Here is an 18,136-nt window from a genome sequence, read left to right as displayed (position 1 = left end):
GTGGCAGAAATTCTTGATCGTGTTAAGAAAATCGTCATTGACCGTTTAGGCGTAGACGAAGATAAAGTAACGTTAGAAGCTTCTTTCAAAGAAGATCTAGGGGCAGACTCCCTTGATGTTGTTGAGCTTGTTATGGAATTAGAAGACGAGTTCGACCTAGAGATCTCTGATGAAGATGCAGAAAAAATTACTACTGTGGGTGAAGTAGTTAATTACATATCTTCCCACAAGTAATCGCTAAGGAGGGGCTCCGTTTCGACGGGGCTTCTCCCTTTACGCAAATAAGTGATTTTTTCAACAAACGATACGTTACTAATAATGTTAAGCTAGGATGCGCAAGCTGATTTATATAGAGGTGAATGAACATGAGACGTAGAGTAGTCATTACGGGTTTTGGGTGTATAACCGCACTTGGAAAAGACCCAGAAACTCTTTGGAAGAACCTGCTTGCAGGTAAATCAGGGATCAGCCGGATTGAGAATTTTGACCCAACCGATTATCCTACAAAAATTGCAGCAGAAGTTAAAGATTTTGATCCCGAACAATATATGGACAAACGAGAAGCACGTCGGATGGATCGTTTCGTGCAGTTTGGTCTAGCAGCAGCGAAGGAAGCGGTGAAAAACGCAAATTTGACCATTACTGAGGAGAATGCTGAGCGTATCGGTGTCTATATTGGTTCAGGAATAGGTGGACTTAGTACATGGGAAGAACAACATCAAATTTTGATGGAGAAGGGTCCGCGTCGCGTTAGTCCGTTCTTTATTCCTATGCTAATCGCTAACATGGCTTCTGGAATTGCTTCTATCGAGCTAGGTGCAAAGGGTCCAACCTCGAGTGCAATCACTGCATGTGCAACAGGTACGAATTCAATTGGTGACGCTTTCCGTCTCATTCAGTTCGGTCAAGCTGATGCTATGATTACAGGTGGTACAGAAGCGACAATTCGTCCGATGGGTATGGCTGGTTTTTGTTCATTAAAGGCAATGTCTACTCGCAATGACGAGCCACAAAAGGCAAGTCGCCCTTTTGATCAAGGTCGAGATGGTTTTGTTATGGGTGAAGGTGCTGGAGTATTGGTTTTGGAAGAGCTAGAGCATGCTAAACAGCGTGGAGCAACCATTATTGCCGAGGTAGTTGGCTATGGTATGAGCGCTGATGCGTTCCATATTACTGCTCCGGATGAAAATGGAGACGGTGCCCGACGCTGTATGTTAAATACGTTAAAGGATGCGGGTGTATCTCCAGAGCAAGTGGACTACATCAATGCACATGGTACATCTACTCCAGCCGGTGATGTGGCTGAAACAAAAGCAATTAAGAGCCTGTTTGGTGAGCACGCCTACAAGCTAGCTGTGAGTTCTACCAAATCAATGACAGGTCATTTGTTGGGAGCGACAGGAGCTATCGAAGCGATGGCGTCAGCTTATGCCCTGCGTGATCAGATTTTACCTCCAACCATCAACTTAGAGAACCCTGACCCGGAATGCGATCTGGATTATGTACCAAACAAAGCGAGAGAGGCAAAGGTAGAATATGCTTTGTCTAACACATTTGGCTTTGGTGGGCATAATGCGACCATTCTTTTAAAACGTTATGCGGAGTAGAGCATGCATTCGGTGAGGGAAGGTGAAAGAGGGATGAATTTTAAAGAGCTGCAAGAAAAAATCGGAATCGTATTTACTGATGAGTCCTTGATGCGGCAAGCATTCACCCATTCTTCCTATGTGAACGAGCAAAGGGGCAAACGGATTTCCGACAACGAACGCCTAGAATTTCTAGGCGATGCGGTGTTGGAGCTAACGGTCTCCCAATTTCTCTACAAAATGTTCCCGAAAATGAGTGAAGGTGAAATGACCAAGCTTCGTGCGGCGATCGTATGTGAACCGTCACTCGTTAAGTTTGCAGAGTTGCTTCAGTTTGGTGAACTGGTGCTATTGGGAAAAGGCGAGGAGCTTACAGGTGGGCGACAACGACCAGCTCTCCTTGCTGACGTTTTTGAAGCCTTTGTCGGCGCTTTGTACCTTGATCAAGGCTTGGATGCGGTTTTTCAATTCCTAGAAAAATATGTGTATCCGCGCATTGATAAAGGTGAATTTACACAAGTGACCGATTTTAAAAGTCAATTGCAAGAGCTTGTTCAACAGGACAGCTTGGGAGAAATCATTTATCGCATTTTGCAGGAGAGAGGACCTGCCCACAACCGTGAGTTCGTATCCGAAGTGATATTGAATGGAAATCAGTTGGGAGTAGGCTCCGGTCGTTCCAAGAAAGAAGCAGAACAACGCGCTGCTGCACTTGCTCTCATGAAAATTGAAACGAAAGCGTAACGTAATAAATAGCTGAAAGCATGTTAAAAAACTAGGTTTCTACTTTGTGTGTTCTACAAGGTAGAAGCCTAGTTTTTTACTGAAACTGAAAAAGTTATTTGCAAATGATTTTGCAATCATATGTACGTTTTTTCGAGAAACAGGGTTCGATGAAACGCTTGTGGTAGACCGCAGTATTAATTGGAAAGTACCATTAACGAATGAATAAGTAGCAAAGTGCAGGGCAATTTGAATAGAAGCATGGTTTGATTAGAAGGAATCGTAGGTCCCTACTTTGGCTGAAAACAAAGTAAGGGCCTTTTTGTGTTCATTCCTACTATCGATTTTTCGTTTTTCTACAAATACAGAAAATCAGGTATTTCCCAAGTCACCCTACGCCAAATGGGTCATCTATGATAAACTAGGAGAGTTAAAGAGGATTGAGTATGTTTAGGGGAGATTATCATGTATTTAAAACGGTTGGAACTGATCGGCTTTAAGTCGTTTGCAGACCGGACCGAATTGGAGTTTGTACCGGGAGTGACTGCGGTAGTTGGTCCAAACGGGAGCGGCAAGAGTAATGTATCGGACGCGATTCGTTGGGTGCTTGGTGAACAAAGCGCTAAATCGCTGCGCGGCTCCAAGATGGAGGATATTATTTTTGCCGGTAGCGATACGCGCAAACCGGTAAATTTCGCGGAAGTATCTTTAACCCTAGATAACTCGGATGGCTCTTTGGATACCGAATACTCCGAAGTGACCGTAACACGTCGAGTCTATCGTTCAGGGGACAGCGACTATTCTATTAATAAGCGTTCCTGCCGATTAAAGGATATCATGGAACTGTTTATGGATACAGGTGTAGGAAAAGAGGCCTACTCTATCATTGGCCAAGGCCGAATCGAAGAAATACTGAGCACGAAATCAGAAGATCGCCGGGGCATTTTTGAAGAAGCAGCCGGAATTGTAAAATATAAGTCTCGCAAGCGGGAAGCAGAAAAGAAACTGGATGAAACAACCCAAAATTTAGTGCGTATTTATGATATTCGCAATGAGGTAGAAGAGCAAGTAGGTCCTTTGCAGGAGCAGGCGGAAAAAGCCAAGACCTATAAAGGCTTACATGAAAAGCTTGTCCAGCATGAGGTAGCTCTCTACGTGCAGCAAATCGAGCAGACGCATGTCAAATGGGAGGAAACGAAAAGACAATCTGCTGATTTAGAAAATCAATTAGCCAAGCGTGCCGCGCAAGCAGGGCAGCAAGAAGCGGAGCTAGAGCAGGCCCGCTACAAGGTTAATCAGATTGACGAATCAATTGAAGAGCTACAGCAGGTTTTGCTTACGGTGAGTGAAGAGGCGGAGAAGGTAGAGGGCCGCCGTGAGGTATTGCGGGAGCGCAAAAGAAATCTAGAAGCGAATCGTAAGCAAACGATGGAGCAAATGCACCGATTAACCGAGAAGCAGCATGTCATAGAGGAAGAGCTGACAGCGGAAGAAGCACGCCGAGAAGAAGCCAAGGGAAAGATGCGAGAAGCAGAAGGAAAGCTCAAGAAGGCGGAATCTGAATTCCAAGTGGTCGTGCGTGGGTTGACAGATGATCTGGAGAAGCTGAAAAGCGATTACTTCGACAAGCTTAATGAAATGGCTCGCCTCCGTAATGATATTCGGCATCAGGAACAGACGCGTGATACCAGCAAGGCACGAATGGAGCGTTTGCAGGCAGACCGAGATCGCCTAGTTAGTGAAGAATCTACTCAGCTAAATACAGGGGAAGGGCATGCCGCTGAGCTTGCAACAATTGAGCAAAAGCTAAATGGAACGCTAACCCGTTTCCGTGAACTCATGGCCCAAACCCGTGGACAAGAGCAACAAATCGAAGAGGCTGAAATGGAGATTCGCCGTCTTGAACAGCAACGCGAAGCTACGCGCTCTAGGCTAGACCTATTAAAAGAGATGCAGCATGATTTCGCGGGCTTCCAGCAGGGGGTTAAAGAAATCCTACGCGCTCGTGAAAAAGGCATGAAGGGAATCCATGGAGCAGTTGCCGAGCTCATGACAGTGCCGCGCAAGGTGGAAACTGCTATTGAGGTTGCTTTGGGAGGAGCCCTGCAAAATGTAGTCGTAAATGATGAAGCAGCGGGGCGTGAAGCGATTGGCTACCTGAAACGACATAATCTGGGCCGTGCTACCTTCTTACCACTATCGGTCATTCGTTCTCGTTCCCTTACTAGTGAAGATGAACGCCAATTGCGCAATGAAAGCGGAGTGGTAGGCATTGCCAGTCGTCTTGTCTCCTTTGATGAAGCCTATCGGGCTGTTGTCGAGTCTATGCTTGGCAATGTCATTATTACAGAAACATTGGAGCAGGCAAACCGTGTAGCCAGAAGCTGCCATTACCGCTATCGGGTGGTCACGCTAGATGGTGATATCGTTAATGCAGGCGGTTCTATGACGGGCGGAGCTGTGAAGAAGAACAATGCAAATCTTCTAGGCCGCAACCGTCAGGTAGAAGAGCTAGAAGGCATGTTAGATACCTTGCAAAATGAAATTGCACAGAAGAAGGCTAGCATTGAAGCTGTTACAGAGACAGCGAAACAAGCAGAAGAGCAACAGGAAAAGCTGCGTGAACAAGGAGAGGTTCTTCGCTTACGTGAACAGGAATTAAAAGGGTTGCTGCAACAAGCGGAGTTATCTGGAAAATCCTTACGGGAGCGTATGGCTGTACTTGATCAGGATATGGCTCTTTATCAAAAAGAGATGAATGATGCTCAGCATAAGCTGACAGAACTTAGCCAGCAATTGAAGGTGCTAGAGGAAGAAGAGCATTTGCTCACAACTGCCATCGCTACAGCCGAAACAAGACGAAAAGAGCATATGCTCAGCAAGGAAGAAATGAATGAGCAGATTACCAGTCTGAAGGTCCTCGTGGCACAAGTAAAGCAGGAGCATGCTTCTCGAATCGAACAAGTGGAGCGTTTACGTGAACAACGTACCTTATTGACAAAGGAATGGGAAGAAGCAAATCAGGCTTTGATGGATCTGCATAGCCTAGATGATAATAATGATTCCTTTTTTGGAGAGCTGGATGAAAAAATTTCTGAGCTTCGTCAGGATAAGGATCGTGTAGCCAATCTGATTTCCGAACGGCGTGGAGATCGATCGAGTCTATTTGCTAAGCAGGAGCAATTGGAGCTTGAGGTTAAAGAGATTCGTAAACAAGTAAAAGCACTTGAAGAGAAGCTGCATGCCGAAGAAGTAAAGGGAAACCGGTATGAAGTAGAATTAGATCATTTGCTAAACAAACTATCAGAAGAGTACGAGCTAAGCTTTGATCTCGCTAAGCAAAAATATCCTCCGTTGGGAGAGATTGCTGAGCAGCAGGGAATCGTTAATGGATTGAAGAAGCAAATAGCTGCACTCGGAACCGTTCATTTAGGTGCAATTGAAGAGTTTGATCGCCTAGCAGAGAGGTTGGATTTCTTGCGGAAACAAGAAGAGGACCTAATAGAGGCAAAAGAAATGCTCTATCAGGTGATTGCTGAAATGGACACAGAGATGTCACGCCGCTTCCAACAGACATTTGATGAGATTCGAGTTCAATTCCAAGATGTATTTGTGCAGTTATTTGGAGGAGGTAGGGCGGATCTGCTGTTGTCACAACCAGATCGATTACTGGAAACAGGGATTGATATTGTAGCCCAACCGCCGGGTAAAAAACTACAAAATTTAGCGTTATTATCTGGGGGAGAACGCGCATTAACAGCTATGGCTCTCTTATTTGCTATCCTGCGCGTGAAGCCAGTGCCATTCTGTGTATTAGATGAGGTAGAGGCTGCGCTGGATGAAGCCAATGTTAGCCGCTTTGCCGAATATATGCATCAATTTAGCGGCGAGACCCAGTTTATTTGTGTCACACATCGGAAAGGAACTATGGAGAGTGCTGATGTCCTGTACGGTATCACTATGCAGGAAGGCGGCGTTTCCAAGCTGGTGTCTGTTAAGCTTGAAGATACGAAAAAACTGATTGAATCCGCTTCATAGATCGTATTTGTAGTCTTTTAAGACTCGCCGATTCACCAAAACAAACAGACAACATTCAAGGAGGGTCAGTTGTGAGCTTTTTTAAAAAACTTCGTGATTCCATCGTAAAAAAATCAGAAGAGGTAACGCAGAAGTTTACGGATGGGTTAACCAAAACAAGAGATCTTTTAGTAGAGAAAGTAGAGGATTTAGTCCGTCGCTACAAAAAAATTGATGAGGATTTCTTCGAGGAGCTAGAAGAGATTCTAATAGCAGCCGATGTAGGCGTAAATACGGTGATGGAGCTCGTTGATGATTTGCGAGGAGAGGTTCGCAAGCACAAAATCGAGAATGCCTTAGACTTGCAACCGATTCTATCGGAAAAGCTAGTTAACCTATTACGCAACGATGAAGCCCACAATACGGCACTACAGATAGAGGAAGGACGTTTAAACGTTGTGTTATTCGTAGGGGTTAATGGTGTAGGAAAAACCACTACGATTGGTAAAATGGCTCATATGTTTAAACAACAAGGAAAAAAAGTAGTTTTGGCAGCAGGGGATACCTTCCGTGCTGCTGCGATTGAACAGTTGGAGGTTTGGGGCGACCGTGTTGGTGTAGATGTGATTAAGCACCAGCAGGGCGCTGATCCGGCAGCCGTTATCTATGATGCGGTACAAGCGGCTAAGTCACGTAAGGCAGATGTTCTTCTCTGCGACACAGCAGGTCGTTTGCAAAACAAGGTGAATCTAATGGAAGAGCTAAATAAAATCTTCCGTGTCCTACAACGTGAAATCCCAGATGCTCCTCATGAAGTATTGCTGGTTCTGGATGCGACGACTGGACAGAACGCTATGAACCAAGCTAAGGCTTTTGGAGAATCCGCTGGCGTGACAGGTATTGTCTTGACCAAGCTAGACGGGACAGCGAAGGGCGGTATCGTTATTGCTATCCGCAATGAGCTGGATATACCGGTGAAATATGTAGGTTTGGGTGAAAAAATGGATGATTTACAAGCCTTTGATCCAGAACAATTCGTTCATGCTTTGTTTGCTGGCTTGATTGAAAAAGAGACAGAGCAGGAAGCTGAATCCGAGCAAGAATAGCAAGCTTACGAGCGCTGTTTTTGCAGAATAGATCTTGAAAAAATTAATGTCAACAAAAAGACTTGACAGTAGGCGCAGGATTGTATAGTATATTACTTGGCTCTGTAAAGGAAAAAAACTTTACACAGTAGCAACCGATCTAACTGTAAAGGATTGGTTCCATGCTGGAAAAAACGAATCAAGTGAATCTCTTATTTGACTTCTATGCTTCTCTGTTAAAAGGAAAGCAACGTGAATACCTTGAGCTTTACTACCTGGATGATCTATCGTTAAGCGAGATTGCAGAAATGCATGAAGTAAGCCGACAAGCCGTTTATGATCATATCAAGCGAGCTGAAAAGCAGCTTTATGAATATGACGAAAAGCTGAAGCTAACAGCGAAGTATGAACAGCGTCAAGAGGTTGTGAGAATGATGATCAATCTGGTAGAGGCCACAGGTGGGGACGATACGAGAGAGGAATTGCTTATCTTGCTCCGCCAACTGTCAGAGATGGATTAGGAGGGGCACATATGGCATTTGAAAGCTTGGCAAGCCGATTGCAGGGCGCCTTTGATAAGCTGCGTGGCAGAGGTAAAATCGACGAAACCATCGTGAATGAGGCGATGCGGGAAGTGCGTCTGGCTTTATTGGAAGCAGACGTTAACTTTAAAGTCGTGAAACAATTTGTTGCTCGGGTCAAGGAACGTGCAGTTGGACAAGATGTTTTGAAAAGCTTAACGCCAGGACAAATGGTTATTAAAGTGGTAAATGAAGAGCTGACTGAGCTTATGGGCGGTAACGTCTCCAAGCTGGCTGTCTCTAACCGACCACCGACTGTTATTATGATGGTTGGTCTACAAGGTGCGGGGAAAACGACCACAACCGGTAAACTGGCCAAGCTGTTACAAAAACAAAATCGTAAGCCTATGCTGGTTGCTTGCGATATTTATCGCCCTGCTGCCATTAAGCAGCTACAAGTACTAGGTGAACAATTGAGTGCTCCTGTATTTGCTATGGGTGATCAGGTAAGTCCTGTAGAAATCGCTACGAAAGCGATTGAACATGCTAAAGAAAATCACTACGATTATGTGATTCTTGATACGGCGGGTCGACTGCACATTGATGAAACTCTTATGGAAGAGCTTCAACAAGTGCGTGAAGTGGCAAAGCCAGATGAGATTTTGTTGGTTGTGGATGCTATGACTGGTCAGGATGCAGTTAATGTAGCAGAGAGCTTTAACAATCAACTAGAGCTTACAGGTGTGATTCTTACTAAGCTAGATGGAGACACACGCGGTGGTGCGGCCCTTTCTGTTAAAGCAGTGACTGGTAAACCGATCAAGTTCGCAGCAATGGGTGAAAAGCTTGATGCTTTGGAACCATTCCATCCAGATCGTATGGCATCACGCATTCTGGGAATGGGCGATGTACTGAGCTTGATAGAAAAAGCACAGGAAAGCGTCGACGTGGATAAAGCAAAAGAGATGGAGCGCCAAATGCGCCAAGGGGAATTCACTTTTGACATGTTCTTGGATTCCATGCAGCAAATGCGTCAGCTAGGGCCGCTTGAGGACCTGTTGGGTATGTTGCCTGGCATGAATAAGATGAAGGGCATGAAGGATCTAAAGGTGGATGAAAAGCAAATTGCTCGTACGGAGGCCATCGTGAAGTCGATGACAAAGGAAGAGCGGGCTAACCCTGATATCATGAATGCAAACCGCCGCAAGCGTATTGCTGCTGGTAGCGGAACCACGATCCAGGAAGTGAATCGTTTCATCAAGCAATTCGAGGATATGAAGAAAATGATGAAGCAATTCACAGGCATGACGGACAAAATGAAAAAGAAAAGCAAGAAAAAAGGCGGATTCTTTCCTTTTAAAGGAAATGCACCGATCGATCCGTTTGGTGGCATGGGCGGAGATGCCGATGATAAAAAAGGTGGCTTCAATTTCCCATTTAATCCGTTTAAATAATGTAAGCTTGAACTCTCTTCGCTCTATAAAGGCGATAGTTCAGATATATAGACACATACAACGTTTTTCGTTGATTCTTTTAGGAGGTGAACAACATGGCAGTTAAAATTCGTCTAAAGCGCATGGGTTCTAAAAAGGCTCCTTTCTACCGTGTGGTAGTTGCGGATTCTCGTTCCCCACGTGATGGTCGTTTCATTGAAGAGATCGGCTATTACAATCCAGTTGCTCAACCAGCAGTGGTTAACATTGACAGCGAGAAAGCTGTTCAATGGATCATGAACGGAGCGCAACCTACCGATACAGCTCGTAACTTGCTTTCTCAAGTAGGCGTACTTGCGAAAGTACACGAAGCAAAAATCGGCAAGAAGTAAGATTGGGACGGTGATCTTTAGATGAAGGCTTTGATCGAAACGATCGCGAAAGCTCTTGTGGATCATCCGGAACATGTGAAAGTGAACGCAGTGGACAAGGAGCGTATCTTAGTTTTCGAGCTTTCCGTTCATCCAGATGATATGGGTAAGATTATTGGAAAACAAGGTCGCATTGCGAAAGCCCTGCGGACGGTTGTAACGGCTGCTGCAGTTCAGACTGATAAGCGGATTACCGTTGAAATCGTATAAAAAAGACTGGGGGGTTCTCCAGTCTTTTTTCGTATCTACATACGTGTTAACCCCACATGCAAAATATAGTGTTACTACATGTGTTTATATAAAGAAAAGCAACGAAATAACCTTCTTAGCTGTCGGGAGGCGGTTCCTATGATCAGCATTGAGAGATTGGTGCATGTAAAAGTTGTTTTGACAGAGAAAACTAAGGCGTTATTACGGGAAGAATATGAAAAACAAGCACAATATGTGCATATGGAATTGGAGCAATGGCGATTCCAGCGTAAAAAAATATTAGCTGAGGCTGAAAAAAGAGGAAGCGAAGGGGTACGTCTGGCTCTGGAGAGGTTGGATCAGGAAGAAGGAGCCCTACGTGAGAAATTGGAACTGATTTCTATTCAACTTGAACAAGTAGAAAGGCTTCCCTTAGAAAGTGAACTCCATCAGCAAACCCTTAAAAGTCAAGTTGAAATGAAAGTAGGGGACCGTTGGAATGAAAAAATGGCAGATGCTGAAATTATCATTCGTGACGGGATTGTAATAGAAATACGTCAAGGAGGCAAAAGCTTGTGACACAACCAAAATTTTATACAGTAGGAAAATTGGTTAATACACAGGGATTACGTGGAGAAATGCGTGTCGTTTCTACAACAGATTTCCCGGATGTTCGCTTTAAAAAGGGGAATAAATTACATTTGTTCCATCCAAGCTTGACCGAACCAGTGATTGTGGAAATAGCTTCGTATCGCGAACACAAAGATTTTACCATTTTAACCTTTAAAGGCTACTCATCTATTAATGACGTGGAAAAGTATAAGGGTGGAGAATTAAAGGTTCCGGAAACGGAATTGCTAGAGCTTGAAGAAGACGAATTTTATATTCATCAGCTTATTGGATGCGAAGTGATTACGGACACAGGTGAGGTATTAGGCAAGATTACAGAGGTTTTACAGCCAGGTGCCAATGACGTTTGGGTAGTAAAAGGTAACAAGGGCAAAGAAATTATGCTACCTTTCATTGATGATTGCATTAAAGAGGTAGATGTTCAGAACAAAAAAGTAATTTGCCACCTCATGGATGGATTGCTATAGAGGAGAGTTAGATCATGCGTATTGACGTACTAACACTGTTTCCAGAGATGTTTACAGGGGTAATCTCTACCAGTATTTTAGGAAAAGCAGCAGAGCGAGGAATCGTCGATTTTGGGGTCATTAACTTTCGCGATTATTCGAAAAGCAAACACGGCAACGTAGATGATACTCCCTATGGAGGCGGTGGTGGCATGGTCTTAAAGCCAGATCCGATCTTTGATGCCGTGGAAGACCTTCAGGCTCGTGAGGGTACCTCGAAACCGCGTATTATTCTAATGTGCCCGCAAGGAAAACGATATGATCAGAAAATGGCTGAGGAGTTAGCTCGTGAAGAGCACCTCGTGTTTATTTGTGGTCACTATGAGGGCTACGATGAGCGAATTCGTGAGCATCTGATCACGGATGAAATCTCGATAGGCGATTATGTACTAACAGGTGGAGAATTAGGCGCTATGGTTGTGATTGATAGTGTTGTGCGTTTACAGCCAGGCGCTCTCGGCAATGAAATGTCTGCTGTCACAGACTCTTTTTCTACGGGACTTTTAGAGCATCCCCATTACACACGCCCTGCTGATTTCCGAGGCTGGAAGGTGCCTGATATCCTCTTGTCTGGACATCACGCGAACATTGAGAGATGGAGACTGAAAGAATCTCTAAAGCGCACCCTGCAACGTCGACCAGAGTTACTGGAGAAGATTGAGAAAACCAAAGAAATTGAAAAGCTACTAATAGAGATTCAGCAGGAAGAAAGTAACGCTTGATTTTACAAGCATGGGAAGACTAATCCTACCAATTTGCCACTGATTTTTGATCATCCAGTTAAAGTAGTAGATTGAGGGAATTTTATCCTTGATTATTTTCTAATAATGCTTGTTAACGGCCTATAGTTATGCTAGAATATCACTTGTGGCAATTTTGCCACTGACTACGACGGTCCGCTATTCGTTCGTTAACCTAACAGAGGTTTAACAAGTAAGGCGAGTAAGAACGTCTGTGTGGAAGGAGTGAATCATGATGAATCAAATTATTCGTGAATTGGAAAAAGAACAACTGAAACAGGATCTTCCTGCGTTCCGTCCTGGTGACACTGTACGTGTACACGTTAAGGTTATCGAGGGTACTCGTGAGCGTATTCAGGTGTTCGAAGGCGTTGTTATCCGCCGCCGTGGTACTGGTGTAAGCGAAACTTTCACTGTTCGTAAGATTTCTTACAACGTGGGTGTTGAGCGTACATTCCCACTACACACACCGAAGATCGACAAACTTGAAGTAGTTCGCCATGGTCGCGTACGTCGTGCGAAATTGTACTATCTTCGCGATCGCGTAGGTAAAGCTGCTCGCATTAAAGAAATTCGTCGATAAGAATAAGAGGGGGGCTGCTTGCCAGTCCCCCTTTTTTCAGTTACATTCGGTTTTGAATGCCCTCAGTTCTCTAGAATATACAGTTCATCTCAGATAGATGCACTTATAAAGTGTAAAGATATCTTCTGTCATATATAATAGATAAATGAGACTCTAGAGCAGGAGGAAAGATTATGAACGAAAACGCCTCGACTACCAAGAAGAAAAATGAAGCTTGGGAATGGATTAAAGCGATTGTCATAGCCATAGCTTTAGCATTCTTCATCCGTACCTTTTTATTTGCCCCGTTTATCGTCGAGGGTCATTCCATGGATTTTACTTTGCATAACGAAGAAAAACTCGTGGTTAACAAAGCTCTCTATCATCTAAGAGAGCCACAACGTGAGGAAATTATCGTATTCCATGCGTCTGAGAAGCGAGATTATATCAAACGGGTTATCGCTGTTGCTGGAGATACCGTTGAGGTAAAAGATGATGTTTTGTACGTTAATGATAAGCCAGTGGAAGAGCCATACTTAAAAGAGAAACGTGAAATTGCGCAAAAAGAGAAGGATCTACCACTAACCACTCCTTTCGAAAAAATAACGATTCCACCCGGACATATTTATGTAATGGGGGATAATCGCCAAAATAGTTCAGATAGCCGAGAGTTTGGGCCAGTTGAAATAAGCAAGGTGGTAGGCCGGGCAGAGTTTGTCTTCTGGCCGTTAAAAGATATACGCATGACACGCTAATAGCTGTGTAAACAAAGTAGGTGAATGTACGATGACAATCCAATGGTTTCCGGGACATATGGCTAAAGCCCGCCGCCAGGTTACGGAGAAATTAAAGCAGGTTGATGTGGTCATCGAGCTTCTGGATGCAAGACTACCTTTATCTAGTCGTAACCCGATGATCGATGAGATCGTGGCAGAAAAACCACGTTTGATATTGCTAAACAAGGCGGATTTAGCTGATCCATCTGTAACAGAAATGTGGGTAAGATATTTTAAAGAACAAGGCCTCCGTACGCTACCGATTGATGCTTTATCAGGAAGAGGAGTGAATAAGCTCCCTGAGCTTTGCCAGGAGTTAGCCTCAGATATGTTACAAAAACGTGCAGATCGTGGAATGCTGGCAAGAGCAGTACGAATCATGATCTTAGGTATTCCAAACGTTGGTAAATCCTCACTGATTAATCGTTTAGCAAAACGCTCTGTTGCACAGACAGGAGATCGTCCTGCCGTGACCAAATCACAGCAATGGGTAAAAATGGGCGATACACTAGAGCTTCTGGATACACCAGGTATTCTTTGGCCTAAGTTTGAGGATCAAATGGTAGGATTACGATTAGCTGCAAGTGGTGCTATTAAGGATGAACTGATTGATTTCTCTGAGGTGGCCCTGTATGCTGTTCGTTATATGATGCATTACTATCCAGAGCGATTAAAAGACCGCTTTAAGCTGACTGATTTACCTGAGGATGGCGTAGAATTACTAGAAATGATCGGTAAAAAACGTGGCTGTATGGCGTCAGGTGGATATATTGACTATGACAAAGCTTCTGAGCTATTGCTACGTGAACTGCGCTCAGGAAAGATTGGGCAAATTTCGTTAGAACGTCCGATTGATTGGGAAATGGAAGTAACCATTGGCGAGCCCCGTTCTATCTATGATGAATAAAAATGTACGTATTGACCCTTGCCTACATGGCAGGGGTTTTTAGTTGTTTGATCAAATGATAAAATATGTGAATCATTCAATCAGATTGCACTATGTAAGAATGGTTGTAATAGATTGTTTGGTTACGATAGATGCGAAAAATTTTTGTCGCGGGGCTAGTCTTACGATAGAATAAAGAAAGAATGTAAAGGAAGTCGGGAGAGAGAATTAATGAACATTGCGGAAATGTCGATACAAAAGATAAGAGAATGGGTCGAAGGAGCTGACCAGCTTTCCTCTGAGGAACGATTGGAGCTTTCTACAGACCCAAGAAAAGGCGTCCAAGCAATTTGGCGTAGATTTATTGCTCAGGAAAATCATTTGAAAAAGCAGCAAGCCCTTTGGGAAGCTATGACAGAAACAGAGAAATTATACTGGGCACAAGGTAATCAATACATAGTAGGAATAGACGAGGTTGGAAGAGGGCCTCTAGCAGGGCCCGTGGTTGCTTCAGCCGTTTGTTTACCCGCTGATTTTTATCTTCCAGGTTTAAATGACTCGAAAAAGGTAAATGTCACCATGCGTGAAGCTTATTATGAAGTAATTATGCGCGAAGCAATCGCTGTAGGTATTGGGATCGTTTCTGCTGAGCGCATTGATGAAATTAATATTCTAGAAGCGACGCGCGAAGCAATGTATACAGCCATAAATGACGCAGGAATCACTCCAGACCTCTGCTTAATTGATGCTGTACATCTACCGCGTTTAGAAGCTCCACAACTCTCGATTATTGGCGGTGATGGCAAAAGTATTTCGATCGCAGCTGCATCAATCGTAGCAAAAGTGACGCGTGACCGTCTTATGAAAGCATATGCGGCAGAGTATCCGGTATATGGCTTTGAGCAAAATGCTGGTTATGGCACAGCCGAACATTTACAAGCCTTACGCACTCATGGCCCTTCCGCGTTGCATCGCAAAACCTTTGGGGGAGTTAAAGAGCTTATTACTGGATAGAGGGGGATAAGATATGTTCGGGCTTGAGTGGCCAAAAATCTTTCCTGATCAAAATCAGCATTGATAAGAATCATTTCAGCCTATTTCGTACATAAAATTTCTTTTTGGAATAAAGGTTTATTCGTTTTACATGAAAGGAGGAGGACCCGATGATCCAAGCTGGTCAATTGCTATCTAATATGCTGCAGCAAACCCGCACAAGCGGAAGCAAACAGATAGAGCTAAGCCCGAATCAGGTGGTAAAGGGAACCATCGTAAAAGTACTTCCAGATCAGGGTGCTATCGTGCAAATTGGCGGAATGCAGATGGTAGCTAAAATGGAGACGAATTTGGAAGCAGGCCAAAAAGCATGGTTACAGGTTCAGGGAAATACAGAACCACTTACGTTAAAAGTGGTTCATACGGAAGCAGGTCAAACCACAAAGGAAGCCTCTCAGGAGGGTTTATTGCGCTCTTTTGGTTTACCGAATCAACCAGAATTAAAAGAAGCTCTGCAATTTTTACTTGATAAGAATTTGCCTGTAAACAAGCAAACATTAATGGAGCTTGGTCAAATAATAAAGACGCAAGGATCAGGTACAGATGTCATGCAAGCAGTGCAGACAGCACTTACGAAACAAATCCCAATCACGCAGGATGTAGTCTTGGCGTTGCGCAGCTTTTTATTTGGAAATAACATATCAGACTCTATTCGCGCTTTTTTACAGCAGGTGACCGATACACTGGCTACGCTTTCCTTGCAAAGTGAGGCTTCGGGGGCTAATGAGCAGACTCAAACAACCCCGCAAGGTGGCTCTTCAGCCTCTGTGTCACCACAACCACAATTACAACAAACCTTACGAACACTTGCAAGCTTATTACAGTCGTTGCCGCTACAGCTCAATGAAGAATCCCCTTTGCTAAACGGGAACTTAGGAATGTTGGGAAAACAAGTGATTGGGAATCCTTCGCAAACGTCATTGCCTCAACATATTGGCAACCAAGAAGCTGAAGCAGGGCAACAAACAGGGACAGGAGTACAAAATGGTACCTCATCTGTTGGAATCGGCCAGCAAACAGGGCAACAGACGAATCTTTTGAATCAAGTTCCAACCCAACAGAGACCTATGTCGTCAGCCCTATTTGATAACACGGCACCTTTTTCATCCACTCAAGGTTCAAATGCACAACAAGGAGGAAATGCTGGAGTTATAAGTGGAGCGGAAGCAGATGCGCAAACACGATTGAATGGGGGGATAAATGGAGGAAATGGCCAGGCTACTCTGAAGCAAACAGAAGGTACAGGTCAATCGTCTTCCCTTCCTTCATCTGGCAATACACGCACTCTTACAGAATCAGTCATTATCACAGGTAATAGCAACCAAACACTCACAGGTGTAGGGGAATCTAACCAAAATAGACAACAACAAACCAGTATGCAAGCTCCCATGCAGAATTTTTCTGTAAATACTAAGATTCAAGCTTCTGGCATGCTTGCTCCAGAAGAATCATTGAAACAGCCATCTACAATAGGTAATCAAGCAGTATCTTCCCAATCAAATGAGGGAACGTCAGCGAATCAAGCTCAGTTACGGAAAGAAACTGGAATTTTACAACAAAAACTGGAACTATTAGGTGTCTCTAATGAAAGACATATTTTTCAGGCTGGACGGACAGGCAAAGAAGCAATTGATCAGCAGCATTTACAAAATATAAAAAGTTTGTTATTACAAGTTGCACAGGCTTCCCAAGGCGTATCTTTAGTATTAAAGGAAACAGCAGAGCAATTGCTTCAGCATATTACCGGACAACAATTAATGATGTCGACTTCTCAGCAAACACAACCACTGACACATGTGATGATGCAAATTCCAATTAAAACTGAGCAAGGAGAAGATACAGCTTTTGTACAAGTGGAGGCACGTAAGCAAAAAGGTGGGCAATTAGACCCGGGAAATTGTAGATTATTTTTTCAATTAGATCTACATGCGCTAGGAATGACCATGGTGGATGTGAGTATTGTCAATCGAATTACAACAATTCAGGTTTATAATGATCAACCTTGGTTGGAGAAGCTGATTCAGTCAGAAAAGCAAACGTTTACTCAGCAACTCCAAGAAGTAGGGTATCAGCTATCTATTTTACGTGTCTTGCCATTACCAGAAGCCAAATCTGGTAACGGGGGACTTATAAGAGAAACAGAGCAATTAAACAGTAATTACACAGGTGTTGATTTGCGTGTCTAATATAGGAAGGGGGGAACGTAATGGATCGGTCCTTTACCAACAATGACTTTCAAGAAAAATCAGTACCACGATTAAAAAAGGCAGTAGCGTTGCGCTATAAAGAGGATCAGGACGATGCTCCACGTCTGGTTGCTAAAGGGGGAGGTTATATTGCTGAAAGTATCCTGCAAAAGGCAAAAGAGCATAACATCCCTGTTCAGGAGGACCCTTCATTATTAGAGGTTCTGTCTAAATTGGATTTACAGCAGCAAATTCCCCCTGAATTATATCAGGTGGTAGCAGAAATTCTTGCGTTTGTTTATCGGTTAGAGAAGAAAGAGTGGAGTTAATGACAGACCGAAGAAGGCTAATTGGTCAAATTGGGGAATCGAGAGCATGTGATTACCTTGAAAGCCTAGGCTACAGTATTATTGGTCGTAATGTCCGACTTTCTCAGGGAGAGATTGATATTATTGCAATGGAGCAGAGAACGGTTGTGTTTGTTGAAGTTCGATCTCGTATAGGTAAAAAAGGAGTTACTCCTAGGTATGGAAGTCCTGTTGAATCAATCACACCACGCAAACAGCAAAAATTGCGACAGCTAGCTCTAGCTTATCTGCAAAATCATACTCAGTCCTATGATTCATTTCGAATTGATGCCATTGCAGTATGGATTCCGCCTGATCTTTCACTGAGTGGAGAAGGTCTTGAGCATTACAAATGTATTTAGGCAATGGATAATATGATAGCACCTAAATTTGCAAGAAATAGGCTGTTCATAGTGATTTAACTACATCAATAGTACATCTTCAAGCGTACAATACAATGTACTC

General features: G+C 43.7%; 19 protein-coding genes. All 19 read left to right on the top strand.

Features of this window, described 5'->3' with window-relative positions:
- The 19 genes from acpP to GOP56_RS08740 all read left to right on the top strand — a co-directional run bounded on the left by acpP (window position 1) and on the right by GOP56_RS08740 (window position 18,033).
- Window positions 1-234, top strand: a complete 234-nt coding sequence (gene acpP, locus GOP56_RS08830) for an acyl carrier protein (protein ID WP_003336866.1) — start codon at window positions 1-3, stop codon at window positions 232-234.
- Window positions 235-365: 131 nt separating this feature from the next.
- Window positions 366-1,607: a beta-ketoacyl-ACP synthase II gene (fabF, locus tag GOP56_RS08825; RefSeq protein ID WP_003336867.1), complete on the top strand. Its 1,242-nt coding sequence runs from the start codon at window positions 366-368 to the stop codon at window positions 1,605-1,607.
- 33 nt (window positions 1,608-1,640) lie between these two features.
- Entirely contained in the window at window positions 1,641-2,330 is a 690-nt protein-coding gene (gene rnc, locus GOP56_RS08820) for a ribonuclease III (protein WP_003341446.1), read from the top strand.
- Between the two features lie 444 nt (window positions 2,331-2,774).
- Window positions 2,775-6,347 carry a chromosome segregation protein SMC gene (smc, locus tag GOP56_RS08815; protein ID WP_163245390.1) on the top strand — a complete coding sequence of 1,191 codons (3,573 nt, stop codon included), beginning with the start codon at window positions 2,775-2,777 and terminating at the stop codon, window positions 6,345-6,347.
- Window positions 6,348-6,418: 71 nt separating this feature from the next.
- Window positions 6,419-7,432 carry a signal recognition particle-docking protein FtsY gene (gene ftsY, locus GOP56_RS08810; RefSeq protein ID WP_003336870.1) on the top strand — a complete coding sequence of 338 codons (1,014 nt, stop codon included), beginning with the start codon at window positions 6,419-6,421 and terminating at the stop codon, window positions 7,430-7,432.
- 161 nt (window positions 7,433-7,593) lie between these two features.
- Window positions 7,594-7,932, top strand: coding sequence for a putative DNA-binding protein (locus GOP56_RS08805; protein WP_003336871.1), 339 nt, complete (start codon window positions 7,594-7,596; stop codon window positions 7,930-7,932).
- Between the two features lie 11 nt (window positions 7,933-7,943).
- A complete protein-coding gene (ffh, locus tag GOP56_RS08800; protein WP_003341439.1) occupies window positions 7,944-9,386 on the top strand; it encodes a signal recognition particle protein in 1,443 nt (480 codons plus the stop codon).
- Window positions 9,387-9,481: 95 nt separating this feature from the next.
- Window positions 9,482-9,757, top strand: coding sequence for a 30S ribosomal protein S16 (gene rpsP / locus GOP56_RS08795; RefSeq protein WP_003336873.1), 276 nt, complete (start codon window positions 9,482-9,484; stop codon window positions 9,755-9,757).
- A gap of 21 nt (window positions 9,758-9,778) precedes the next feature.
- The gene (locus tag GOP56_RS08790; RefSeq protein ID WP_003336874.1) at window positions 9,779-10,006 is read left to right on the top strand and encodes a KH domain-containing protein; all 228 of its coding nucleotides are present in this window, start codon (window positions 9,779-9,781) and stop codon (window positions 10,004-10,006) included.
- 138 nt (window positions 10,007-10,144) lie between these two features.
- Window positions 10,145-10,564 (top strand): YlqD family protein, encoded by a 420-nt coding sequence (locus GOP56_RS08785; RefSeq protein ID WP_003336875.1) that lies wholly within the window; start codon window positions 10,145-10,147, stop codon window positions 10,562-10,564.
- Window positions 10,565-10,623: 59 nt separating this feature from the next.
- Window positions 10,624-11,082 (top strand): ribosome maturation factor RimM, encoded by a 459-nt coding sequence (rimM, locus tag GOP56_RS08780; RefSeq protein ID WP_233882843.1) that lies wholly within the window; start codon window positions 10,624-10,626, stop codon window positions 11,080-11,082.
- Window positions 11,083-11,096: 14 nt separating this feature from the next.
- Window positions 11,097-11,843 carry a tRNA (guanosine(37)-N1)-methyltransferase TrmD gene (gene trmD, locus GOP56_RS08775; RefSeq protein ID WP_003341431.1) on the top strand — a complete coding sequence of 249 codons (747 nt, stop codon included), beginning with the start codon at window positions 11,097-11,099 and terminating at the stop codon, window positions 11,841-11,843.
- Between the two features lie 253 nt (window positions 11,844-12,096).
- Window positions 12,097-12,444 carry a 50S ribosomal protein L19 gene (rplS, locus tag GOP56_RS08770; protein ID WP_003341429.1) on the top strand — a complete coding sequence of 116 codons (348 nt, stop codon included), beginning with the start codon at window positions 12,097-12,099 and terminating at the stop codon, window positions 12,442-12,444.
- A gap of 173 nt (window positions 12,445-12,617) precedes the next feature.
- Window positions 12,618-13,178 (top strand): signal peptidase I, encoded by a 561-nt coding sequence (gene lepB / locus GOP56_RS08765; protein ID WP_003341428.1) that lies wholly within the window; start codon window positions 12,618-12,620, stop codon window positions 13,176-13,178.
- A gap of 31 nt (window positions 13,179-13,209) precedes the next feature.
- Window positions 13,210-14,106, top strand: a complete 897-nt coding sequence (ylqF, locus tag GOP56_RS08760; RefSeq protein ID WP_035318517.1) for a ribosome biogenesis GTPase YlqF — start codon at window positions 13,210-13,212, stop codon at window positions 14,104-14,106.
- A gap of 210 nt (window positions 14,107-14,316) precedes the next feature.
- Window positions 14,317-15,099, top strand: coding sequence for a ribonuclease HII (locus GOP56_RS08755; RefSeq protein WP_163245389.1), 783 nt, complete (start codon window positions 14,317-14,319; stop codon window positions 15,097-15,099).
- Window positions 15,100-15,248: 149 nt separating this feature from the next.
- Window positions 15,249-17,324, top strand: a complete 2,076-nt coding sequence (locus tag GOP56_RS08750; protein WP_163245388.1) for a hypothetical protein — start codon at window positions 15,249-15,251, stop codon at window positions 17,322-17,324.
- A gap of 20 nt (window positions 17,325-17,344) precedes the next feature.
- A complete protein-coding gene (locus tag GOP56_RS08745) occupies window positions 17,345-17,653 on the top strand; it encodes an EscU/YscU/HrcU family type III secretion system export apparatus switch protein (RefSeq protein WP_003336885.1) in 309 nt (102 codons plus the stop codon).
- On the top strand, window positions 17,653-18,033 hold the full coding sequence (locus GOP56_RS08740) for a YraN family protein (RefSeq protein WP_003336886.1): 381 nt from the start codon (window positions 17,653-17,655) through the stop codon (window positions 18,031-18,033). Before GOP56_RS08745 ends, GOP56_RS08740 begins: the two co-directional genes overlap by 1 nt.
- The last annotated feature ends 103 nt before the right edge of the window (window positions 18,034-18,136 follow it).

Origin of the sequence: Brevibacillus sp. 7WMA2 (genome assembly GCF_010748895.1) — a bacterium.
GTDB lineage: Bacteria > Bacillota > Bacilli > Brevibacillales > Brevibacillaceae > Brevibacillus_B > Brevibacillus_B halotolerans.
Note: the sequence above shows the minus strand (reverse complement) of the source record. Positions and strands in the feature narration are given on the sequence as shown.